Below are 22,023 nucleotides of genomic sequence, written 5' to 3' on the forward strand. Positions count from 1 at the left end.
ATGTCCCGCTTTCACCCCGATATGCCTCAGCTGGGCTTGTCCCGGTTGTCCTGAGACGCGGTGAACGGCTTGGCGGGGGTCACGGTGAGGCCGATCGGCGCGTCGGGCGGCCCGTCCTCCGCCTCGTCCCGGCGCCAGGACCAGACCACCGGCGGCTCCTCGGCCGGTGCCTCCTCCTGCTGCTGCGGCGGCCCGGCCCTGAGCTCCCGGCCCGCCAGGTACATCGCCACCAGCGTCAGCGCAACCCCGGCGGCGGCGCACCAGATGCCCCGGCCGTGCGAGATGGTGACCTGGTCCTCCTCGAGGTTGGAGGCACCCAGCTGGCCGACGATGCGGCTGGTGTCGCCCAGGTAGGACCCCACGGCGGCGAGCATCCCCAGCAGGACGCCGCCGATGCTGAGGGCGGTGAGCCGGGCGTATCGGCGGCCGGCGGCCGGCCCGAACATGGTGAGGACGACCGAGGGCACCAGCAGGAGCAGCCCGGTCAGGTACCCGCCGCCCCAGCCGCTCAGGTCCGCGACGGTGGTCTCCAACGGCCGGGTGCCGACCTCGCCGTCGCCCCAGAAGGCGCCGTCGACGCTGGTGATCTGCCACTCGGACACCAGCGAGCCGAACAGCGCGACCCCGCCGAGCGCGGCGGCCAGCGGCACGATGCGGCGGTCCCCCGCGAGTTCGGCCAGCTGCGCGCCGGGGCGGATGCGGTTTCGCTCCCGCGCGGCGCCGTCATCGGGGCCGAACTGGACGACGGCCTCGGCTGGTGTCTCCGGCATGAGATCCATCATCGCCCCCGGCCCGTCCACCGGCCAGCGTCCCCAGTCATGGACTAGCGTCAGGCTATGCCTATTCGCACTGCTTCCGCCCGCTGGTCGGGCAACCTCACCGAGGGCTCCGGAACGATCAAGACCGGTAAGGGCGGGTACGAGGGGAACTACTCCTTCAAGTCCCGCTTCGAGGAGGGCGAGGGGACGAACCCGGAGGAGCTGATCGGCGCCGCGCACGCCGGCTGCTTCTCGATGGCGTTCTCCAAGGGCCTCGCCGACGCCGGCTTCACGCCGACCTCCGTCGAGACCACCGCCAAGGTCCACCTGGACAAGGGCGACGCTGGCTTCGGCGTCACCCGCATCGACCTCGAGACCGTGGGCAACGTCCCCGGCATCGACGAGGGCACCTTCCTGAAGCTCGCCGAGGGCGCCAAGGAGAACTGCCCGATCTCGCGCCTGCTGTCGCCCGGCGCCGAGATCACCCTGAGCGCCAAGCTCGCCTGACGCTGTGACGTGCTCCACCCGCGCACGCTCGCGGGTGGAGCACAATGGGCGGCGTGCCGGTCGAGATGAGCCGTGAACGCTTCGAGGACCTGGTCGGCGAGGCGCTGGACGAGGTGCCGCCCGAACTGCTGAAGGTTATGAACAATGTGGTCATCCTCGTGGAGGATCTGCCGCCCGACGGCGGCATGGACCTGCTCGGCCTCTACGAGGGCACGGCCCTGACCGAACGCGGCTGGGACTACGCCGGCGTGCTGCCGGACCGCATCACCATCTACCGCCTGCCCACGCTGCAGGTCTGCGACACGGAGACCGACGTCATCGATGAGGTGGCGATCACAGTCGTGCACGAGATCGCGCATCATTTCGGCATCGACGACCAGCGACTGCACGAGTTGGGATGGGGCTGAAAGGCCGAACTGCATCGTTGCCGCCTGCGCCTACCCTGGTGGTCCACGCTAACAGGAGGACCTTGATGCGCAGCGAACTGTTCTCGGCGGAAAACCTCGAGAAGGAGTCGAACCAGCCCGGGCTCCGGCTGCAGAATTCCAAACTTCTCAAGGCCGAGCTCAACGGCGAATTCATGGCCCGGGTCGGGTCGATGGTCGCGTACCAGGGGCAGGTGCAGTTCGAGGCGCTCGGCTCGGGCGGCCTCGGCAAATTCCTGAAGCAGAAGCTGACCGGCGAAGGCGTCCCCCTGATGAAGGTCAGCGGGCGCGGCGACGTCTTCCTCGCCGAGAACGCCGCCGACATCCACATCATCGATCTTGAGCCCGGCGACGCCCTGTCGATCAACGGCGCGAACGTGCTGGCCTTCGACTCGACCCTGAACTACGACATCAAGATGGTCCAGGGCGTCGGCATGATGTCGAATGCGGGCCTGTTCAACTGCGTCTTCTCCGGCTACGGCCGCATCGCGGTGACGACCAAGGGCACGCCGGTCGTGCTGAGCGTCGACCAGCCGACCTATGTCGACCCGCAGGCGGCGATCTGCTGGTCGGCCAACCTGCAGACGGGCTACCACCGGGCCGAGCAGATGGGCCTCGGCACGCTGCTCGGTCGCAGCACGGGCGAGCGCTTCACGATGAGCTTCGCCGGCCAGGGCTTCGTGGTCGTGCAGCCGTCCGAGGAGCCCCCCGGCGGGCTCATGGGCGCGGCGCAGGGTCAGCAGCAGCAGGGCGGCCTCCTCGGCAACCTGCTGGGCTGACCGGGAATGGCCCGGCGGGGCGCGGATCATCGCTCCCCGCCGGTACGGGCCGGCCGCGGCCGGTCAGCTGGGCTCGCCGGAGCGAAGTCGGGACAGCCAGGCCGCGCTGTCGGCGAAGTCCGCGTTCGTGAGTCCCGGCTGCGACGGCAGCGGTTCCTCGGCCGCCGCCCGCGACCAGCGATGCCGCGGGTAGGACCCGAGGAACCGCACCTCGGCGCAGATCCGCCGCAGCCCCTGCAGCGCCTCGCCCAGCCGCGGCTCCGCCACGTGTCCGGTGCAGTCGAGGAAGAACATGTAGACCCCGAGCTGCTCGCCGGTCGGCCGCGACTCGATGCGGGACAGGTTGATGCCGCGGACCGCCAGCTCGGTGAGCACCGACAGCAGCGCGCCGACCCGGTCGCGGTCGATCAGCACCACCAGCGAGGTCACGTCGTCGCCCGTCGGGGGGCCCGGTGGCGCCGGGCGGGACAGCAGCGCGAAGCGGGTCACCGCGTCCGCATGGTCGGCGATCTTGTCCGCCAGCACCGTCAGGTCGTTTCGCGGCACCCCGATGGGTGCGCAGATCGCCGCGTCGTGCTCGCCGGCCGCGGCGCTGATCGCCGCGGCGGCGTTCGACAACACGTCGACCACGACGGCGTCGGGCAGGTTCGCCAGCAGCCAGTTGCGGCACTGCGCGGACGCCTGTGGGTGCGCCGCCACCGAGCGGATCTGGGCGAGCGGCAGCAGGCGGGGCGCGGCGAGCACGAACTCCACCGGGAGCACGACCTCGCGGGTGATCACCAGGGGGCCGCCGGTGCCGATTTCGTCGAGGGTGACCGGGACGGCCCCGCCGACGGAGTTCTCCAGGGGCACCAGCGCCGCGTCGGCGTCACCGGAGCGCACCGCCTCGAGCGCCTCGGGCACGCTGCGGGCGGGGGTCCGGATGCCGTGCTCGGCGGCGGGAATCGTCCGCAGCGCCTGCTCGGTGAAGGTGCCCTCCGGGCCGAGGTACACGAAACGGGTGGGCGGGGTTCCCGGCATGCCACCCACCTTAAGGGCCCGGTCCCCTCAGGCCCCGCAGGCCCATACGCGGATGCCGACCGGCGCCTCGTTGCGGACCTTGACGCTGCACACGTCGGTGCCGGCCTCGATCACCTTGAGGGTCGCGGGGCTGCCCTTGGTGACGACCAGCAGAGGCTCGGCGGGGGTGTCCGCGTCGGCCTCCGCGATCTGCACGATCGTGAACTGCCATTTGCCCGAGCAGAACGGCCCGTCGATGACCTTCAGATCGGTCGCCGGTACCCCGGGGCGGCCCTTGACCGCCGTGAGCACCTGCTGCCTGCTCGGCCCGTTCGCGCACCTCGGCGCGGGCGACGGCCCCGATGTCGTCGGTGCGGTGGTGATCGTCGTCGGTGGCGTCGTAGCCGTCGGGTAGGTCGGCACGCCCGCGGTCGGATAGGTCGGAATCCCGGCGGTGGGCAACGCGGTCGGCAGCCCCGGTATGACGCCCGACGGCGGGGGCGCGGAGGCCGCGGCCGATCCGACACCCGGCGCCTCGGGAGGGGCGGTCAGCGGGGGCTCCGGCGGCTGCCCACACGCGGCTAGAAGCGCCAGCGCGGTGAGGACCACCGCTACCGGCGGCACGCCGCCGCAGACGCGCAGACGGCCGCTCAGGGTGCCGGAGGCGTCCGGGCGGCGAGGGCCGGCCGGGAAGCCGGGGCCGGCCGCTGAGCGTCGGGCGATGCGGAGCACGCGAACATGTTAATGGCGTACCGGCATCGATGGCCGTCACGATTCGCCGTGCGGCGCGTCCGTGTACTACGCGGCGATGCGGTGCCCGGCCGCCGTGAGCGTGTCGAGGCCCTCGGTGAGGCGAACGGCCGGGATCAGCAGGTAGTCCGTGTCGTAGGTCGAGAACGCCACGATGTTGACCCGGGCCTCGGCCAGCGGGCCGACCAGCGAGGCCAGCACCCCGGTGAGCGCCAGGTCCAGCGGTCCGACGACCCGCAGGCAGCGCCAGGACGCCTCGACGGCGGCATCCTCCGGCACGCGGTCGGCCGGACAGATGATCGAGAGCTCGTCGGGTGCCCAGGTCACCGAGATGACGCCCTTATCGTCCGGACCGCTGCTCAGCGAAGTCGGCAGGGCGGAACCGGCCGGCAGCCGGCACACCGCGTACTCCTCTGGTAGCAGATCTAGATCGAGCATGGTGGGAACACTACGGTCCAGACCCCCACGATCCCAATGGGTAGACGGTGCGTTGATCGCCACACGAGCGCGACTAGTATCGGATCGCCGAGAAGAAGGTCAGAGACGCGACCACGCGGCCGGCCTCCGACAGGGGCGCGGCGATCGCGTCCACCGTCAGATGGCTCTCCTCGTCGGTCGGCTGCACCCGCATGAGGCCGCGGGCCAGCCGCTCACTGGTGAGCGCGAGCAGCGGCGGAATCTTCTCGATCTCCTGCTCGGTGAGCTCGCCGCCGCCGGCCGTGAAGTCGATCAGGCGGAGCGCGCCCTCGCCGCCGAGCAACGGCTGTCCGACGGCCTCGAGTCCCTTGCCCAGGCCGAGCAGGTCGCTCGCCGAGGGTGACACGGCCACGATCCTGAACGCCGTGTCGATGACCAGACAGGGCTCGACGGCCTGCCAGACCGTCGCCGCCCAGCGGTCGACGCTCGAGACGAACTCGGACTCGTCCGGCGTACGCGCCTGCGGCACAAACGCTCCCGAGAGTGAGAGCTCGACGTGCGCCACCCGCACCTCCCTCATCATCCGTGCCGTCGACCTGACCTGACTCCGGCCGGACTTGCTCGGGTCCGAAGCTTAAGCCTCGACTCCTCGAGTGTCCGGCCGGCGTTGCTCACGTCAACCCTCGACGGCAAGCGGTGCTCCGGAAGAAACGTTACCGGCGGGTCGCCCGCTTGTCAGCGGCCGTTTGGCCGCTCGCGTGCCACCGGTAGTCGCCAGCGGGCCGATAGGGGGCGTTTGCCCAGGTCGCGGAGCGCTGTGCCACAGCCGAGAGTTTACTCGCCGTCGCGGGTGAAATCCGCGCACCACCGGCGATCAGCAGCCGGTCGAGCTCCTTGTGGGTGGCCACCAGGCAGTCTTTCGGCAGGCCGTGCACGCTGATCACGCCGGAGCCGACGAACGCCAGCACGGGGGTGACGGGCACGCTCAGGCCGACGGCGGAGCTCATGGCCCGGCCGGCGCGCTTGGCGTCGCGGCGGGCCTCGGCGACGTACGCCGGGCGCTTTCCGTTGATCTGGACGACGTCGCCGGCGATGAGCACCCGGGCCCGGCCGTGGTCGGCGACGGTGACGGCGTAGACGCCGCCCGGGCCGATGGCGAGGAACCCGGCGCGGTCGTCGCTGGGGTCGTGTTCGTAGCCCTGGGAGTCGGTGCGGGGCCAGTCGACGACGTGCCAGGCGGGTCCGAGGCGGTCGAGGCGGGTGAGTGCCCGGGCACCGGCTGCCTCGAGCCGGCGGGCCTCACGCTCCGCGCGACGACGACGGGCCCACTCGACGGGGCTCTGACGAGGCTCGAGCGCCGCGGGTGGTGCCGCACGTCGGGGGTCGATGGCGGGGGGATAGCTGCGAGATGGGACGGGCAGGGCGGGACGTGCTGGGAAGACAGTCACTGCGACCTCCGGCAAAAGGTCCATCGGGCTCTCTTTCCACTACGGTAAGTGTTTGACCCGGTACACAAGCAAGTCATCGAAACGGAAAGAAAGCGGAATGAGTAGGGATGAATGCCGCATTCACGCAATAGCTCTTTTTCCGTATGGTGCATCACGCGACCTAGGGCTCCCCTGGAATCCGAAACGTCCCTGCCAAGTTAGCCTTACCTACCTTGATCGCGCAGCGTTGTCTCAAAATCAAGAGCGCAAAGTCACATGACGGCTGCTGGGTGTGTGCGGTCTACGCCGGTGCGCGCGCCTGATCGCCTCCCAGCACCTAGGCTCGACCCGTGGTCCACTACGTCGACAGCGAAGTGAGCCGGCTCGCCACGGTCATGCTGCACCGGCCGGGCGCCGAGCTTGCCAGGCTGACCCCGCGCAACAACGACTCGCTCCTCTTCGACGCCATTCCCTGGGTCGGCCGCGCGCAGGAGGAGCACGACCGGTTCGCCGCCGCGCTGCGCGATCGCGGCGTCGAAGTCCTCTACCTCGGTGAGCTGCTCGAGCAGACGCTCGCCGTGGCCGAGGCGCGGACGGTGCTGACCGAGAGCGTCCTGGTCGACCCGCGGCTCGGCGACACCCTGCGGGAACGGGTCGCGGGACACCTCGCCGACCTCGGCCCGCGCGAACTGGCCCGGGCGCTGACGGCGGGTCTCGCGCACGAGGAGATCAAGCCGGGCGCGGGCCGGACGGGCGGGCTGGTCTACCAGCTCATGGACCGGCACGACTTCGTCATCGACCCGCTGCCCAATCTGCTCTTCACCCGCGACTCCTCGGTCTGGGTGCGCGACCGGGTGGCGGTGACCAGCCTGGCCATGCCGGCCCGCGGCCGCGAGACCACGCTGACCAGGGCGATCTACACCCACCATCCGCGCTTCGCGGGCACCGAACTGCTGTACGAGCCGGGCCTCGAGCACGTCGAGGGCGGCGACGTGCTGCTGCTCGCGCCGAACGTGCTGGCGATCGGCGTCGGCGAGCGCACCACCCCGGCCGGTGCCGAGCGGCTGGCCCGGCGGGTCTTCGCGGCCGGCCTGGCCGACACGATCCTGGCCGTGCCGATCGCGCAGGAGCGCGCGACGATGCACCTCGACACGGTCTGCACGATGGTCGACGTCGACGCGGTGGTCATGTATCCCAACATCGCGGACACCCTGCGGGCGTACCCGGTGACGGCCGGATACGACGGCGAGCCGATGGTGGGGCCGTCCCGGCCGTTCCTGGACGCGGCCGCGGAGGCGATGGGCATCGACCGGCTGCGCATCATCGACACGGGCCTGGACCCGGTCACCGCCGAGCGGGAGCAATGGGACGACGGCAACAACACGCTGGCGATCGCGCCCCGGCTCTGCGTGGCCTACGAGCGCAACGTGGAGACCAACGCCCAGCTGGAACGCGCGGGCATCGAGGTCATCGCGATCAGCGGCTCGGAGCTGGGCTCCGGCCGCGGCGGCCCGCGCTGCATGAGCTGCCCGATAGAACGGGCGCCGCTCTAGCTAGGGGGTGTCTCGCGGATCACGGCGGCCTGCGCCGAGGTCCAGCTTCAGCCCGCTTGCGACGCGAAACCTGGACCTCGGCTCGGCGACGCCTACCGCAGGGTGAGCTGCCGGCCCACGAGTCCCTGCTTGGCCCGGCGTCCGGCCGAATCCAGCGGGCCCGTCTCGGCGAGGACGTCCGAGTAGCGCTTGGCGAAGTCGCTCAGCGGGGCCTCGAAGTCGACGGCCTCCGGCTCGCCCGGCACATCCCAGACCGGGACGAGCAGGCCGTGCGCGCGGAACATGCCGGCGAACTTGGTGTTCTCGCCGAGCAGCAGGTCGCCGGCGGCGGAGAGGCGGGCCAGCGCGTCCAGCGCCGCGTCCTCGTCCTGCGGCAGCACCCAGCGCACGTGCGACTTGTCCGGCTGCACCCGGCACCAGTACGCGGCCGGCACGCCGAGCCGCACGGTCGGGTAGATCGACGCGTTGGCCCGCTCGAGCGACGCCTTGACGTTCGCGTCCTCGGCCTGCTCGGCGTCGAGCCAGTACTCGAAGCCGTCGTGCATCGCGATGTCCAGCGGGCCATCCACCAGGATGTCCTGCAGGCGCGGGCCCTCGCCGGGCAGCGCGGGCACGGCCACGGTGCCACCGGGCTCGGTCTTGAGCGCGCACAGGATCGCCACCGCGAGGTCGCGGGACACGTCGCCGGACTGCACGTGCCGCTGCAGGCCGACGAAGACCCGGCCGTCCTGGCGGGTCATCGCGGGCCAGGCCATCGGGAGGACCGTCGAGAGCGTGACGGAACGGTCCCCGTACTCCTCGATGATCTCGGGCTTGAGGGTCAGCGGCGCGGAGGCGGCCGGAACCAGCTCGCGCAGCGCGATCCATTCAGGTTCGTCGGCCAGGCCCTCGAACGGTCGGGCGACGAAGATGTCGCGCACCTTCTGGCGCTTGGGGGCCGCGTTCGCGGTGGCTCTGGGGTTTCGACGCTTGCTCACGGCGAACCAGCCTAGGCGGTGACCGGTCGATCCGGGCACTCCCGGCGCCCGTGTCTGTCCATATCATCGGTCAGGCCCGCGGTAGCCGGACCTCCGCGACCGTTCCGCCGCCCTCGCGGGGGCGCAGCGAGACCCAGCCCTGCTGGCGCTCGACGATGCGCCGCACCAGGTAGAGGCCGAGCCCGGCGCCCGGGTTGCGGCCGCGGTCGGCCGACTCGCCCTGCCAGTAGCGCTCGAAGGCCCGCTCGACGTGCTCGGGCTTGACGCCGATGCCGCGGTCCGCAACCCGGAACGTCACCGTCGTCTCGTCGGCGGCCGCGGTCACCTCGACCTCGGTGTCCGGCGCCGAATAGCGGTCCGCGTTCGTGGCCAGCTCGGTGAGGATCGTGGCGAGCGAGTCGCGGTCGCCGAACGCCTTCGGCAGTTCGCCCGGCAGCCGGTCCAGGACGAGGCGGCGGTGCAGGTCGGCGGGGAGGTCCCCGGCGGCGGCCCGCAGGCCGTCGACCAGATCGAACGGCCCGGCGGCCGAGCCGCCGACCTCGCCGTCGTCGCTGGTCGCGGAGAGCAGCCGGTCCACCAGCCGGGCGAGCTCGCCGGCCCGGGCGCCGATGACGCGTACGGCTTCCTGGCGGCCGTCCTCGCCGAGGGACTCCCAGTGGTTCGTGAGGGTGTCCGCGTACCCCTTGATCACGGTGACCGGGGTCCGCAGCTCGTGGCTGGTCACCGCGACGAACAGGTCGCGGTCCTCGTGCCGGCGGTCCTGGTCGGTGGAGTCGCGGAACGTCACGACCCGCATGGCCGGGGTCCGCGGCAGGTCCCCGGCGGTGACCTTGAGCCAGCGGCCGGAGGGCAGGCGGTGCACCAGCACCTGTCCCGGCGGCGGGACCGGCAGGTGCAGCTTGCGCTGGAGCATCTCGGCGGCGCTGCGGCCGGTGAGCTGCTCGGCCGCCGGATTCCACAGCTGCACGATGCCGTCGCGGTCGATGATCGCCAGCCCGTCGGAGAGGGCGGCCACCACCGGGCCGTCGCCGTGCACCGGGAGGCCGGCCTGGTCGCCGTACATGTGGCCGACGTTGGCGGCGAGCAGCTCGAGGACCGCGTGGTGCTCGGGGGTCGGCTCGAAGTCGTCGTCGCCGTAGGAGACGTACAGGGAACCGACGATCAGGCCGCCGATCTCGCACCGCGTGCCGAGGATCCGGTGCCGGTCGCCGCCCTCGATCTGGCTGGCGACCTCGTCGTCGAGGGCGGTGAGGGGCACGAACACGGTGCGGGGGCCGTCCGTGAGCCGGGAGTCGTCGCGGTTGACCCGGCGGCCCAGCGCGGGCTCGCAGGCGCCGCTGGCGGCGATGATCCGGCCGTGTCCGGGGCTGTACTCGGCGAAGCCGGCGCCGCGGCCGCCGAGGACGTCCTGTGCGAGCCGGACAAGCTGGGTGAGGACGGCCAGACCGGCCTCGCCGGAGTTGATCCGGTCGAGCAGCGCGATCTGTCCTCGCGTCAGCGCGGCGTAGTCGGGTCGATCCGGCATGTCTGCGAGTCTGCCTCGCTTACGGCCGTTTGGGCAGAGCGGTTGGTGTGGATCTTGCCCCCAACCGGGCCAAGAGTGGTCCGTGTCACACCGGCGGTACCTTCTCGAGGCGGTCGAGCACGAAGCGCGGGCGATCCGTGATGATCCCGTCGACCCCGTGTGCCAGCACGAGATTCACGTCCTCCTCTGCGTTGACCGTCCAGACGTACACCCCGTGGCCGGCCGCGCGCAGGTTCGGTACCAGGTTCGGCTTCCCGCGGATCATGCCGATCCCCGGGCCGGCGATCCTCGCGCCGAAGGGCAGCCGTCCCCGTCCGACCCCCGGCGGCAGTATCTCCAGGAGGTAGACCGTGGGGATGCCGGGCGCCAGCGTACGGATCCGGCGGAGCGCGAGCGCGGCGAAGGACATCACCGTCACCCGAACGGGATCGTCCGGCGCCGGCTCGGCCAGCCCGTACCGGCGCAGCATCTCGATCAGCCGGCGTTCGACGTCGGCGCCGTACCGTGAGGGGTGCTTGGTCTCGATGAGTAGCCGGACCGGGCGGCCGCGCTCACGCAACGCGTCGAGCAGCCGCTCCAGGGTCAGCAGCCGGGTGTGCTCGACCTGCAGGTCCTCGGTGGCCGCGGCGGGATGCCACGAGGCGAAGTCGAGCGCCTCGAGCTCGGCGAGGGTCTTCGCGCTGACCAGGCCGGTGCCGTTGCTGGTCCGGTTGAGCCGCCGGTCGTGCACGCAGACCAGGTGCCCGTCGCGGGTCAGCCGGACGTCGCACTCCACGCCGTCGGCACCCTCGTCCAGCGCACGGAGGTACGCGGCGAGGGTGTGCTCGGGAAGCGCCTCGGCCCCGCCCCGGTGGGCGAAGACCAGCGGGCGGTTCTGGCTCACAGGATGCGGGGCGGCTGACCGTTCTCGCTGACGACATCGCGGCCGTCGCCGGCCCACGCCTGCATGCCGCCGTCGAGATTGCGCACGTTGTCCCAGCCGTTGCCCATGAGGTAGGACACGACCTGGCCGGAGCGCCCGCCGGAGCGGCACACCACCACGACCTCGGTCTCGTTGGGGATCTCGGCGATGCGGGCCGGGACCTCCATCATCGGCAGGTGGTGAGCGTCGGGCGCGTGCCCGGCCGCCCACTCGTCGGGCTCCCGCACATCGAGCAGGTAGGCCGTGGCCTCGACCTGCGGCGGCGTCACGCTGGGTACCTGTGGTCCGAACACGCATCCCAGGGTAGAGCTACTTCTCCTTGGCCACGACGTCCGGGTTGCTGATGATGAAGTCGGCCAGCTTGTCCTGCTTGACCGCCCGGTACATCGCGCGGCTCTTCTCCGTGATGGCCTCGCGGCCGCTGCCGTTGCCGGCGAAGGTGCCGTTGTTGCTGCGCAGCAGCACGAGGTCGTTCGCGGCGACGCCCTTGAGGGTGAAGAGGAAGTCGGCCACCGGCACGCCGCCGGTGTCCAGCACGAACGCCTTGCCGGCCGCCTTGATCAGCGGAGTGATCTTCGTCGGGTTGGTGAGGATGCCGCTGCTGCTGGCCTTCTTGGCCATCGCCTTGATCAGCTGCTGCTGGTGGCGCTGGCGGTCGTAGTCGCCGTGGGTCAGGCCGTAGCGCTGGCGGGCGAAGTCGAGGGCCTCCCAGCCCTCCATCTCCCGGCAGCCCTTCTCGTGGTAGATCGGGGTCTGGCTCTTGCCGGTCTTGCGGGCCTCGGCCAGGTACATCGGCTTGCCGTCGACCATGACCATGTGGTGCGACTTGACCCGCTGGTCCACGCACATCTTCACGCCGTCGAGGCTGTCGATGACGCCCTTGAAGCCGTTGAAGTCGATGATCGCCGCGCCGTCGAAGCTGATGCCCGTCGCGTTCTTCAGCGTCTGCGACATGAGCTGCGCGCCGCCGGCCCATCCGCCGCCGTTCTGCGCGCCGTGGAAGAACGCCTCGGTGGCCTTCGCCTTGCCGCCCGCGTAGCGGCTCTTCGCGAAGGCGGGGACGTCAACCTCGGTGTCGCGCGGAATCGAGACCAGGTACGCCTGGTCGTGGCTCGCCGGGATGTGCAGGATGATGATCGTGTCGGCGTGAATCTCGTCGACCGCCCAGCGCTTGCGTGCGTCGACGCCCATCAGCAGCAGGTCGATCGGGCCGTCGAGGTTCCTGCCGCCCTCGGCCTTCGTCTTCTTGCCGCCACCGGTGAGGTCGTCCTGCTCGATCCCGCTGGTGGCGCTGCTGATCACCAACTTGCTGCCGACGATGCCCGCGCCGCTGCCCATCATCAGAAGCGCGCCCAGGACGACCGTGAGCTTCGCCCAGAGCGGGTCCTTCTTCTTCTTGACCTTCGGGGGTGCGGGCGGGACCGCGTGCGCGGTGCGCTTGGGGGCCGTGACGGCGTCCCGATCCAGCGACGGCGAACGTCGGGGGGTCTGGACGGTCATGCGTTCTCCAAGCGTCTCGGCATCGGGGCGGACATCACTGTACGTTCAACTTCGATCTCTTGCGAGGTCTTGTCGGTTTCAGATCAATGACGCGCAGTGTTCATAAACGGCGCGGGCCGACGATTGCCGTCGACCCGCGCCGTTTGCCCGTTTACCAAGTACTAGCCGCCGGCCTGGCTCGACGGCGCCTTCGTCGACGCCATCCACTCGTCCATCTTGTCGGCAGCTACCGCCTTGTACAAAGCCAGGGCCTTCTCGCGGTCGGAGACCACGACGCTCTGTCCGGCGATGGTCTGGCTGCCCAGGTTGGGGCTGGTGATGAAGGTGAGGTTCTCGCCGCGCAGGCTGCGGAACTGCAGCGCCATGTCGGTCAGCGAGAAGTCCTGGTCGGCGGTGACGGCGTTGGTGGTCGCCTTGAGGAAGCTGTTCAGCTTGGCCGGGTTGCTCAGCGTGCCGGAGCTGGCCGCCTTGTCCATCAGCGCCTTCAGGAACTCCTGCTGGTGTTGCATGCGGGCGAAGTCGCCGCGGGCGAACTGCTTGCGCTGCCGGATCCAGTCGAGCGCCTGTGCACCGTTCATGTGCATGGTGCCCTTCTTGAACTTGCGGAACGGCTTGTGGATCGAGGTGATGCTCTGCTCCACCTTCAGGTCCACGCCGCCGAGCGCGTCGGTGACCTCCTTGAAGCCGCCGAAGTCGATGGCCAGCACGTGGTCGAGGTGCACGTCGGTCATGCACTCGACCGTGCGCACCGCGCGGGGCAGGCCGCCGAAGGCGAACGCCGCATTGATCTTGGCGCGGCTGCCGCTGCTGCAGTCGGCCGAGTTGCCCGACGGGATCTGCACCCACAGGTCACGCGGGATCGAGACCAGCTGTGCGGACTTGTGGTCGGCCGGGATGTGCATCACGATCAGCGTGTCCGCGCGCCAGGAGTTGGTGTCCTCCTTGGTCGCGTCCGGGTCACGCGAGTCGCTGCCGACCAGCAGGATGTTGATCGCCCCGTCGACAGTCTTGGCCGGGCGGCCGCCGGTGATGTCCGAGAACGCGTCGGTGCGCTTGAGGTCGTCGTTGAGGTTGTTGGCGTAGCCGTACAGGGAGAAGCCCGCGAACAGGGCGCCCAGGGCGACCACCGCGCCGACCACCAGGGCGATGCGCCCCCAGCGCGGCTTGCGCTTGCCCTTGTACGGCCGCCCGGGGCGGTTGCCCCCGGGCCCGTACGGCGGGCCGCCGGAACCACCGGGGCCCTGCGGCTGCCAGCCGCCGCGCCCGGCCGGGCGTGCGCCGGGCAAGCCCGCGCGCCCCGACGTGGGACGGCCCGCGCCGTCGCGGCCCGGTCCGGGCACCGAAGCCCGGCTCATCGAACCCGGCACCGAAGCCCGGCCGGACGAGCTACCCCAAGGGGACGTGGTCGCAGACATGACTTCAGATTACGTACCCCGAACCACGCAAAGCGTGCAGGAACGGCGGCTCGGCACGAAGGGAGGAGGCAATTACTGTTCGTAAAACGTTCACTACCGTGTCGAATTGCTCACGCCTTGAAGAAGTCGATCGTCCGCCGCAGGCCTTCCTCCGGCCCCACCTGCGGCTCGTAGCCGAGCAGCTTCCGGGCGAGCGTGAGGTCCGGGCGGCGCTTCTCCGGGTCGTCGGCGGTCCGCGCGACCAGGTCGACCTTCGAGTCGCTGCCGCAGAGGCGCACGATCAGCTCGGCCAGCTCGAGCATGGTCAACTCGTGCTCGGTGCCGCAGTTGATCGGGCCGGTCTCGTTCGAGTCGAGCAGCAGCAGGATGCCGCGGACCAGATCGTCGACGTAGGTGATCGAACGGGTCTGCGAACCGGTGCCGTGCACGGTGATCGGCGCGCCGCGCAGCGCCTGGTCGATGAAGGTGGGGATGGCCCGGCCGTCGTCGGGCCGCATCCGCGGGCCGTACGTGTTGAAGATGCGCACGATCGCCGTCGAGAGCCCGTGGAAGCGGTGGTACGCCATCGTCGCGGCCTCGGAGAACCGCTTCGACTCGTCGTAGACCGCGCGTACGCCGATCGGGTTGACGTTGCCCCAGTAGCTCTCCGGCTGCGGGTGCACGAGCGGGTCGCCGTACGCCTCGGAGGTGGAGGCCATCAGGAAGCGGGCCGCGTCCGCGAGCGCCCGGTCGAGCATGGTCATCGTGCCCTGCGAACCGACCTTGAGGATCTCGATCGGCAGCTTGGCGAAGTCGGTGGGGCTGGCCGGCGATGCCATGTGCATGACCGCGTCGAACCGCTCGGCCAGCGCCGGGTGCGCGGGCAGCCCCTCGGTGACGTCGGCCTCGATCAGCGTGAAGCGGGGCTCGGCCGCCAGGTGCGCGACGTTCTCCCTGGCTCCCGTGACGAAGTTGTCCACAGCGACGACGGTGCAGCCCCGGGCGATCAGGGCATCAACGACGTGTGACGGCACGAATCCGGCGCCGCCGCTGATGAGGATCCGATGACCTGCGCCGTACCGCTGCTGCACTGACATGTGGGCCACTCTAAGGGAGAGGGGCCGATGCGCGAATTCGCACATCGGCCCCTGTTCGTTCCACTTCCGTTCAGTGCGCGCCGTAGCCCGTCACCGAACGGACCTCGAGCTCGGCGTACTTGTTCGGGTCGGACTCCTTGGAGATCCTGGCGCCGATGTAGCCGCACAGGAACCCGAACGGGATGGAGATGATGCCCGGGTTGTTGAGGGGGAACCAGTGCCAGTCGCTGTCCGGGAACATCGCCGTCGGCGACCCGGAGACGACGGGCGAGAAGAAGACCAGCACGACGGCGGAGGTCAGGCCGCCGTAGATCGCCCACAGCGCCCCGGAGGTGTTGAAACCCTTCCAGAACAGGCTGTACAGGATCGCCGGCAGGTTGCCCGAGGCCGCCACCGCGAACGCGAGCGCCACCAGGAAGGCGACGTTCAGGCTCTGCGCGAAGATCGACAGTACGATCGCGACCGCGCCGATGACGAACGCCGCGATCCTGGCCACCCGCACCTCGTCACGCTCCGACGCCTGCCCCCGTTTGATGACACTGGCGTAGAAGTCGTGCGCGACGCTCGACGATGACGCGAGGGTCAGGCCGGCCACCACCGCGAGGATCGTGGCGAACGCGACCGCCGCGATGATCGCCAGCAGCACCGCGCCGCCCGTCTCGCCGCCCAGGTAGTCGATGCCGAGCGCCTGCGCGAGCTGCGGTGCGGCCGTGTTGCCCGCCTTGTCCTGCTCGGTGATCGCCTTGCCGCCCACCAGGGCCGCCGCGCCGAAGCCCAGCGCCAGGGTGAACAGATAGAAGGTGCCGATGATCCCGATCGCCCAGAGCACGCTCTTGCGGGCGATCTTGCTGGTCGGAACCGTGTAGAACCGGGTCAGGATGTGCGGCAGGCCGGCCGTGCCGAGCACCAGTGCGATGCCGAGCGAGAGCAGGTCCATCTTGCTGTAGAAGGTCTTGGCGGCGTCGTCCGACTCGACGCCGTACCGCAGGCCGGGTTCCAGGAACGCCGCGCCCTTGCCGGACTGCTCGGCGGCGTCGCCGAGCAGGGACGACAGGTTGAACTTGTAGTGCGCCAGCACCAGCAGAGTCATGATCAGGGCGCCCGACATCAGCATGAACGCCTTGACGATCTGCACGTACGTGGTGCCCTTCATGCCGCCGACCACCACGTACACGATCATCAGCGCGCCGACCAGGATGATCGTCGCGACCTTGGCGGTGTCGGCGTCCATACCCAGGAACGTGGTGCCGGGCTTGATGCCGAGCAGCAGGCTGACCAGCGCGCCGGCGCCGACCATCTGGGCGATCAGGTAGAAGATCGACACGACGATGGTGGAGACGGACGCCGCGGTGCGTACCGGGCGCTGACGCATCCGGAACGCGAGGACGTCGGCCATCGTGTACCGGCCCGAGTTGCGCAGGAACTCCGCCACCAGCAGCAGCGCGACGAGCCACGCGACCAGGAAGCCGATCGAATAGAGGAAGCCGTCGTAGCCGTACAGGGCGATGAGGCCGGCGATGCCGAGGAACGACGCGGCCGACATGTAGTCGCCGCCGATCGCCATGCCGTTCTGGAAGCCGGAGAACGACCGGCCGCCCGCGTAGTAGTCCGTCGCCGTCTTCGTCTGGCGGCTCGCCCAGATCGTGATCGCCAGCGTGATCGCGACGAAGACGAGGAAGAGCGTGATGGTCAGGGTGCGGCTCGTCGAGGTGGTCGCCTCGGCCGCCAGAAGCGAGTGACTCTGCATTACTTCGCCGCCTCCGGCTTCGTCTCAGGATCCTCGGGCGCCGCGGCCGCTGCGCCGGCCGTCATCTCGCCGCGGATCTTGTCGGCGATCGGGTCGATCTCGCGCGCCGCGAAGCGGGAGTAGTACCAGGCGATCACGAACGTCGACACGAACTGCAGGAGACCGAGCAGCAGCGCGACGTTGATGTTCCCGATGATCTTGATGGACATGAAGTCCCGGGCGTACGCGGAGAGCAGGACGTACAGCGAGTACCAGAGGAAGAACGCGACGGTCGTCGGAAAGATGAAGTTACGCAGCCTGCGGCGCAGTCGGACGAACTCCTCCGACTGCTGGACCTCGAGATACTTCTCGGTCGGGGTCGCTTCGGTTGTCAACGTGGCTCACCACCTTCGTGGGGGCGGGTCTTTTCCGCACCGTACGAAGCAGTGGCGGCCGTCACTGACCGCCGGTCGGCGGGTGCGCCGAGTGGCTGCCCTGTTGCGCTTACCGGTCGAGGCCCCGGTACCGGCCGCGAAAATGCGTCAGGGGCGGCGGCGGTGACCCGTCGAGGTGTATCGACTCGATGGTGGCCTCGACGAGCAGGCCCCAGCCGTACGGTCGCGCGCCGTCCAGCCCGCACCCCACCCACGTGCCGGCGCCGGCCGGAACGGGCCCGAAGTCGGTCTCGATCCAGTCGCCGAGGGCGAAGAGCCCGCCGGGCGACGGCATCAGCCCGGCGAACCGGTCGGCGAGCTGCTGATCGCCGAAGCCGAGCGGGGTGACGGCGAAGCGCTTGGCGACCGAGAGGGCGTCCCAGAAGTCGCTCTCCTCGTCGACCAGCCCGAGCACCCGCCCGGGGTCGCCGTCGGCGACGAGCACGGAGGAGACGGTGAGCCCGGACGGCCCGGGCGCGGTCCAGAGCGTGACGGGCGAGGCGAGCCGCCCCCGAAGCCGCCGCACGGCGGACCTGTCCTGCTCCGGGGTGGCGAACGGATCGCCGGAGTGGATGTGCGCGCCGGGCTCGACAGGATTCACGTGCAACATTCTGCCGCTCAGCCGGGCGCGGGAAGCTCGTACTGGACCTCGTACTGCTGACCGGCCTTGACCATGACGCTGACCTCGACCGGTCGCCGTCCCTCGGTGTAGACCACCCGGAACTGCCGCAGCACCGGCACCTCTTCCGGCAGCCGGAGGGCGACGAACTCCGCAACGGTGGCGAGCCGGGTCGCGACCTGATCGATGGCGTTGCGCATCGGGAGTCCGAGGGCCGCGAGGACGGCCGGTGTCCCGCCCTTGATTCGCCGGGACTCGGCGAGAACGGTGCCCCGGGCGACCTCCACCGGGTAGTAGGACCAGACGAGTTCGGCCGGCTCGTCATCGAGAAGAAGAAGCTGATGCCGCAGCATCACCGGGTCGCCCTCCGCGAGCCCGAATGCCGACGCGGACCGGCGCATCACGTACGACCCGGTGGCGCGGCCGGGCGTCTCGGGGCTGGTGCAACTTGCCGCGCTCTGTCTCGGCCGGGATCCGCACGACGTCGCCGCGGAGATCGGGGACGCCGGTGCCGCAGCGCTGAAACGCACGGTCACCGAGGCCGTGAACGAGTTCCTGGCGCCGATGCGGGCCCGGCGGGCCGCGTACGCGCGGGAGCCCGGACTCGTCCGGGAGGTGCTGCGGGCCGGCAACGCGCGGGCCAACGCCGTCGCCGATCAGACCCTGCGGCAGGTGCGGGAGGCGATGGGCACCAGCTACTGATCGGCGGTGACCGTCGCCAGCAGTTCGGGCATCCGCCGGTCCAGCATCGAGCCGGCCATGCGCAGCCCGAGCACCAGCGCGGCGCCGCCGTACAGCAGGCCCAGCGGCAGGCCGGCCCAGCGCCAGAAGTCGTCGGCGAGGTACGCGGCGAGTTGCAGCGGCACGGTGATGAGCGCCGCGCCGAACAGGGCGCCGATGCTGAGCAGGCCCTTCGCCATGCCGCCGCCGGACGACAGCGCGAACGGGTTGGCCGTGTCCGGCAGCGCGTACGCGAGCCGGACGGAGATCGGCAGGACCAGGGCGAGCCCCACCCCGTACGCGGCGGCGAGGGTGCCGATCATCGACGGGACCGTGCCCGGTTCGCCGATCACGACCCCGACGATCACGGCGATCGCCAGCAGCGCCGGCAGCACGTACACGGAGAGGCCGGTGACCCGCGTCGCCAGCTCGACGCGGCCGGGGACGCCGGCCACGACGTTGGCAGCGTAGGCGCTGCCCTCGAAGCCGAACTGGTTCGCCAGGCTCGCCGCGGCGAGCGCGCCCACGAAGACCAGGATGCTGGTCGGTGCGCCGGCGGTGCCGCTGCTCACGGCGATGAAGATCGGCAGGAAGACGCCCACGACGCCGAAGGTGATGAGGCTGGCCCGGCGCCGGGTCTCGCGCCACCAGTAGCGCATCTCGCGGGCGGCGAGCGCGCCGAAGCGGGTCTGCGGCAGCCAGCGCGGCACGAGCTGGGCGACCGGCTCGCGCGCCGACGCGGTTCGCTCGCGCGGCCCGGAGTGGCCGACGGTGCCGAGCATGGCGCGCTCGAGCGTCGCGTGCCACCACCGGAGCAGGAGGACGATCGTCGCCAGGACCAGCGCCAGCTTGATCGGCACGGCCCAGGCCCGGCCGGCCACGACGTCCAGGCCGACGCTGTACGGCGCGCCGAGCGGCGTCCACGCGACCACGTCGGCGACCCGGCCGAGGCCGGCCCAGTCCGCGTTCTCGGCGCCGGCGATCGCGGCCAGTTGCAGCGGCCCGAGCAGGGCCGCGAGGACGGCGAGCAGCACCGTCGCCAGGTCCCGGGCCCGGCGCGAGCGCAGGGCGGTGGCGAACGCGCTGGTCAGGGCGCGGCTGATCGCCACGCAGAGCAGCAGCCCGGCGGTGACGCCGGCGAGCTGGACTCCGGCGGCGACGGGACCGCCGAGCCGGGCCGCGGTGTCGACCATGCCGAGCGTGCCGGCCAGGGTCGCCGCCGCCGGCACGCCCGCCAGCGAGGCCACGAACAGTCCGCCGATCAGCGTGCGCCGGCGCAGCGGCAGCAGGGCGAAGCGGGCCGGATCGAGCGACTCGTCCACGCCGAAGAACACCAGCGGCAGGAACAGCCAGCCGAGCATGACGGCCGCGCCGGCCAGCGGCAGGACGGTCTCGGCGGCCCGCTGGTCGTCCAGCAGGCCGGGCACGCTCAGCAGCGCGTACCCGCCGACGGCCGTGCACGCCGCCATCACCGCGCCGACGACGAAGAGCACCACCCGCCAGGTCTGACCGCGCAGGCCGTTCGCGGTGATGCGGAGTTTCAGTCTGACGAAGTGCCGGACGCCTACAGCCACGCGAGTTCCGAACCCGTCGCGGTGCGGCCGCCGACGACCTCGACGAAGACGTCCTCGAGCGACCGCTCGCCGCGCACCTCGGCGAGCGAGCCGCGCAGCCGGATCGTGCCCTCGGCCATGATCGCGACGTGGGTGCAGAGCCGCTCGACCACCGCCATCACGTGGCTGGAGAAGACGACGGTGCCGCCGCCGGACACGTACCGCTGGAGGATGTCGCGGATCAGCGCGGCCGACACCGGGTCGACCGCCTCGAACGGCTCGTCCAGCACCAGCAGCCGGGGCGCGTGGAGCATCGCGCAGGCCAGGCCGATCTTCTTCTTCATGCCCGCGGAGTAGTCGACGACCAGGGTGCGGTTGTCGGCGCCGAGGGCGAGCACGTCCAGCAGCTCGGCGGACCGCCGGTTGACGACGTCGGCGTCCATCCCGCGCAGCAACCCGTGGTAGGCGAGCAGCTCCGTGCCGGTGAGCCGGTCGAAGAGGCGTACGCCGTCGGGCAGCACGCCGATCCGGGCCTTCGCCGCGGCCGGGTCGGCCCACACGTCGTACCCGAGGATGTCGGCCCGGCCCGCGGTGGGCCGCAGCAGGCCGACCGCCATGGACAGGGTCGTGGTCTTGCCGGCGCCGTTCGGGCCGAGCAGCCCGAAGAACGAGCCGGCGGGCACCTCGAGATCGATGCCCGCAACCGCCAGTTTTGTGTCGAATTGCTTGACGAGACCACGCAGCGCGAGCGCCAAGTCCGGACTCGAGCGCTGCGGGGGGACCGTCATGCCGAAGAACCTAACGGTAAGTAAGTGGCCCGGCCACCCCAGGGGCGGTCCGGGCCACTCTCAATTCGCCGAACGGGTGGACCCCCGTTCACCCCACCCGTTCGATCACGGCGCGCCGGATGAGGAACTTGCCGGCCTCGCGGACCTGTTCGAAGGCCGCGTTGTTGAGCAGCACGCAGCTGCCGGACGTGGACGCCACCTTGACGGTGGTGCTCTTGTTGTTGTCGAGGTTGGTGACCTTCAGGGTTGTTCCGATCGGGAATGTGCCGCTGGACGCGGCGGGCGCGCCGCCCTCGCCGGAGAGGGTCACGGTCGAGCCCTTGCAGACCACCTCGCCGGCGTTGCCGTTGCCGTTGTTGCCGTTGTTGGCGTTGCCGGCCGCGGGCGGCTGGGCGGGTGCCTGGGCCGGCGGCTTGGCGGCGTTGCCGTTGCCGGCCGCGGGTGCACCCACCCGTTCGATCACGGCGCGCCGGATGAGGAACTTGCCGGCCTCGCGGACCTGTTCGAAGGCCGCGTTGTTGAGCAGCACGCAGCTGCCGGACGTGGACGCCACCTTGACGGTGGTGCTCTTGTTGTTGTCGAGGTTGGTGACCTTCAGGGTTGTTCCGATCGGGAATGTGCCGCTGGACGCGGCGGGCGCGCCGCCCTCGCCGGAGAGGGTCACGGTCGAGCCCTTGCAGACCACCTCGCCGGCGTTGCCGCTGCCGGCGTTGCCGCTGCCGGCGTTGCCGTTGTTGCCGTTGTTGGCGTTGCCGGCCGCGGGCGGCTGGGCGGGCGCCTGGGCCGGCGGCTTGGCGGCGGGTGCCTGCGCCTGGACGTCGCCGGTGCAGCCGGCCACCGCGCGGCGCTGGTTGATCTGGTCGACCACCGCCTGGCGGTTCGCGATCCGCGCGTCGGAGAGCGCGTCCCGGGCGGCGCCCCGCTGTTCGCCGATGAAGTCCAGGTTGTTCTTCAGCGCCTGGTCGAGGCCGGCGCAGTTCTCGCCGGCGCTGCTCAGACCCGTGCTGACGGCGAATGCCCCGCCGGCCAGTGCCGCCGCGGCGACACCGATCAGCAGCTTCCGAGTCCGGCCACTGGTCCTGCTCTTCCGGTACATGAACCGCTCCTTCGCCCTAGTCGATCTGCCCCGTTGCAGCACCGATAGCTACGGAGG

Annotated in this window: 25 protein-coding genes; 5 read left to right on the forward strand and 20 right to left on the reverse strand. The window is 70.8% G+C overall.

Annotated features, from left to right (window positions below; all coding sequences use genetic code 11):
* Window positions 1-26: 26 nt before the first annotated feature.
* Entirely contained in the window at window positions 27-770 is a 744-nt protein-coding gene (locus AB0B58_RS13530) for a hypothetical protein (RefSeq protein ID WP_360222532.1), read from the reverse strand.
* A gap of 66 nt (window positions 771-836) precedes the next feature.
* Here AB0B58_RS13530 and AB0B58_RS13535 point away from each other — a divergent pair, with 66 nt between their 5' ends.
* From AB0B58_RS13535 to AB0B58_RS13545, 3 genes are all read left to right on the forward strand, one after another.
* Window positions 837-1,265 (forward strand): OsmC family protein, encoded by a 429-nt coding sequence (locus AB0B58_RS13535; protein ID WP_360222535.1) that lies wholly within the window; start codon window positions 837-839, stop codon window positions 1,263-1,265.
* Window positions 1,266-1,309: 44 nt separating this feature from the next.
* Entirely contained in the window at window positions 1,310-1,672 is a 363-nt protein-coding gene (locus AB0B58_RS13540; protein WP_354722341.1) for a metallopeptidase family protein, read from the forward strand.
* A gap of 65 nt (window positions 1,673-1,737) precedes the next feature.
* Window positions 1,738-2,469: an AIM24 family protein gene (locus tag AB0B58_RS13545; RefSeq protein ID WP_360222538.1), complete on the forward strand. Its 732-nt coding sequence runs from the start codon at window positions 1,738-1,740 to the stop codon at window positions 2,467-2,469.
* Between the two features lie 63 nt (window positions 2,470-2,532).
* On the opposite strand, the gene pheA is transcribed toward AB0B58_RS13545, so the two are convergent.
* The 5 genes from pheA to AB0B58_RS13570 all read right to left on the reverse strand — a co-directional run bounded on the left by pheA (window position 2,533) and on the right by AB0B58_RS13570 (window position 6,083).
* Window positions 2,533-3,489, reverse strand: coding sequence for a prephenate dehydratase (pheA, locus tag AB0B58_RS13550; protein ID WP_360222541.1), 957 nt, complete (start codon window positions 3,487-3,489; stop codon window positions 2,533-2,535).
* A 27-nt stretch (window positions 3,490-3,516) separates the two neighbouring features.
* Window positions 3,517-4,200 carry a hypothetical protein gene (locus AB0B58_RS13555; protein WP_360222544.1) on the reverse strand — a complete coding sequence of 228 codons (684 nt, stop codon included), beginning with the start codon at window positions 4,198-4,200 and terminating at the stop codon, window positions 3,517-3,519.
* 66 nt (window positions 4,201-4,266) lie between these two features.
* Window positions 4,267-4,656: an ACT domain-containing protein gene (locus AB0B58_RS13560; RefSeq protein WP_360222547.1), complete on the reverse strand. Its 390-nt coding sequence runs from the start codon at window positions 4,654-4,656 to the stop codon at window positions 4,267-4,269.
* A 73-nt stretch (window positions 4,657-4,729) separates the two neighbouring features.
* Window positions 4,730-5,200 carry a hypothetical protein gene (locus AB0B58_RS13565; RefSeq protein ID WP_360222550.1) on the reverse strand — a complete coding sequence of 157 codons (471 nt, stop codon included), beginning with the start codon at window positions 5,198-5,200 and terminating at the stop codon, window positions 4,730-4,732.
* A gap of 148 nt (window positions 5,201-5,348) precedes the next feature.
* Window positions 5,349-6,083 (reverse strand): hypothetical protein, encoded by a 735-nt coding sequence (locus AB0B58_RS13570; RefSeq protein WP_360222553.1) that lies wholly within the window; start codon window positions 6,081-6,083, stop codon window positions 5,349-5,351.
* A 329-nt stretch (window positions 6,084-6,412) separates the two neighbouring features.
* Here AB0B58_RS13570 and AB0B58_RS13575 point away from each other — a divergent pair, with 329 nt between their 5' ends.
* A complete protein-coding gene (locus AB0B58_RS13575; protein ID WP_360222556.1) occupies window positions 6,413-7,615 on the forward strand; it encodes an arginine deiminase in 1,203 nt (400 codons plus the stop codon).
* 92 nt (window positions 7,616-7,707) lie between these two features.
* On the opposite strand, the gene AB0B58_RS13580 is transcribed toward AB0B58_RS13575, so the two are convergent.
* From AB0B58_RS13580 to AB0B58_RS13630, 11 genes are all read right to left on the reverse strand, one after another.
* Complete coding sequence (locus tag AB0B58_RS13580) at window positions 7,708-8,592, reverse strand: DUF5926 family protein (protein WP_360222559.1); 885 nt, start codon at window positions 8,590-8,592, stop codon at window positions 7,708-7,710.
* A 70-nt stretch (window positions 8,593-8,662) separates the two neighbouring features.
* Window positions 8,663-10,117: a PAS domain-containing sensor histidine kinase gene (locus tag AB0B58_RS13585; protein WP_360222562.1), complete on the reverse strand. Its 1,455-nt coding sequence runs from the start codon at window positions 10,115-10,117 to the stop codon at window positions 8,663-8,665.
* An 85-nt stretch (window positions 10,118-10,202) separates the two neighbouring features.
* Window positions 10,203-11,000 carry a glycerophosphodiester phosphodiesterase family protein gene (locus AB0B58_RS13590; RefSeq protein WP_360222565.1) on the reverse strand — a complete coding sequence of 266 codons (798 nt, stop codon included), beginning with the start codon at window positions 10,998-11,000 and terminating at the stop codon, window positions 10,203-10,205.
* On the reverse strand, window positions 10,997-11,332 hold the full coding sequence (locus AB0B58_RS13595) for a rhodanese-like domain-containing protein (RefSeq protein WP_360222568.1): 336 nt from the start codon (window positions 11,330-11,332) through the stop codon (window positions 10,997-10,999). Before AB0B58_RS13595 ends, AB0B58_RS13590 begins: the two co-directional genes overlap by 4 nt.
* A 16-nt stretch (window positions 11,333-11,348) precedes the next feature.
* A complete protein-coding gene (locus AB0B58_RS13600) occupies window positions 11,349-12,539 on the reverse strand; it encodes an LCP family protein (protein WP_360222571.1) in 1,191 nt (396 codons plus the stop codon).
* Between the two features lie 161 nt (window positions 12,540-12,700).
* Window positions 12,701-13,894 (reverse strand): LCP family protein, encoded by a 1,194-nt coding sequence (locus tag AB0B58_RS13605; RefSeq protein ID WP_360222574.1) that lies wholly within the window; start codon window positions 13,892-13,894, stop codon window positions 12,701-12,703.
* A gap of 170 nt (window positions 13,895-14,064) precedes the next feature.
* On the reverse strand, window positions 14,065-15,030 hold the full coding sequence (locus AB0B58_RS13610) for a UDP-glucuronic acid decarboxylase family protein (protein ID WP_360222577.1): 966 nt from the start codon (window positions 15,028-15,030) through the stop codon (window positions 14,065-14,067).
* Window positions 15,031-15,100: 70 nt separating this feature from the next.
* Window positions 15,101-16,777 carry a cation acetate symporter gene (locus tag AB0B58_RS13615; protein WP_360222580.1) on the reverse strand — a complete coding sequence of 559 codons (1,677 nt, stop codon included), beginning with the start codon at window positions 16,775-16,777 and terminating at the stop codon, window positions 15,101-15,103.
* On the reverse strand, window positions 16,777-17,151 hold the full coding sequence (locus tag AB0B58_RS13620) for a DUF485 domain-containing protein (protein ID WP_360222583.1): 375 nt from the start codon (window positions 17,149-17,151) through the stop codon (window positions 16,777-16,779). The genes AB0B58_RS13615 and AB0B58_RS13620 overlap by 1 nt, the downstream gene beginning before the upstream one ends.
* Window positions 17,152-17,260: 109 nt before the next feature.
* Window positions 17,261-17,800: a flavin reductase family protein gene (locus AB0B58_RS13625; RefSeq protein WP_360222586.1), complete on the reverse strand. Its 540-nt coding sequence runs from the start codon at window positions 17,798-17,800 to the stop codon at window positions 17,261-17,263.
* Window positions 17,801-17,808: 8 nt separating this feature from the next.
* Entirely contained in the window at window positions 17,809-18,210 is a 402-nt protein-coding gene (locus AB0B58_RS13630; RefSeq protein ID WP_360222589.1) for a UTRA domain-containing protein, read from the reverse strand.
* Between the two features lie 13 nt (window positions 18,211-18,223).
* On the opposite strand from AB0B58_RS13630, the gene AB0B58_RS13635 reads away from it, so the two are divergent.
* Window positions 18,224-18,511 (forward strand): hypothetical protein, encoded by a 288-nt coding sequence (locus tag AB0B58_RS13635; protein ID WP_360222592.1) that lies wholly within the window; start codon window positions 18,224-18,226, stop codon window positions 18,509-18,511.
* Here AB0B58_RS13635 and AB0B58_RS13640 read toward each other — a convergent pair.
* The 3 genes from AB0B58_RS13640 to AB0B58_RS13650 form a co-directional block, all read right to left on the reverse strand.
* Window positions 18,505-20,103, reverse strand: a complete 1,599-nt coding sequence (locus AB0B58_RS13640) for an ABC transporter permease (protein WP_360222595.1) — start codon at window positions 20,101-20,103, stop codon at window positions 18,505-18,507. The two genes, AB0B58_RS13635 and AB0B58_RS13640, sit on opposite strands and share 7 nt — an antisense overlap.
* Complete coding sequence (locus AB0B58_RS13645) at window positions 20,094-20,870, reverse strand: ABC transporter ATP-binding protein (protein WP_360222598.1); 777 nt, start codon at window positions 20,868-20,870, stop codon at window positions 20,094-20,096. The genes AB0B58_RS13640 and AB0B58_RS13645 overlap by 10 nt, the downstream gene beginning before the upstream one ends.
* An 88-nt stretch (window positions 20,871-20,958) precedes the next feature.
* Complete coding sequence (locus AB0B58_RS13650; RefSeq protein WP_360222601.1) at window positions 20,959-21,966, reverse strand: hypothetical protein; 1,008 nt, start codon at window positions 21,964-21,966, stop codon at window positions 20,959-20,961.
* Window positions 21,967-22,023 lie beyond the last annotated feature (57 nt).

Source organism: Actinoplanes sp. NPDC049118, assembly GCF_040648555.1.
Lineage (GTDB): Bacteria > Actinomycetota > Actinomycetes > Mycobacteriales > Micromonosporaceae > Actinoplanes.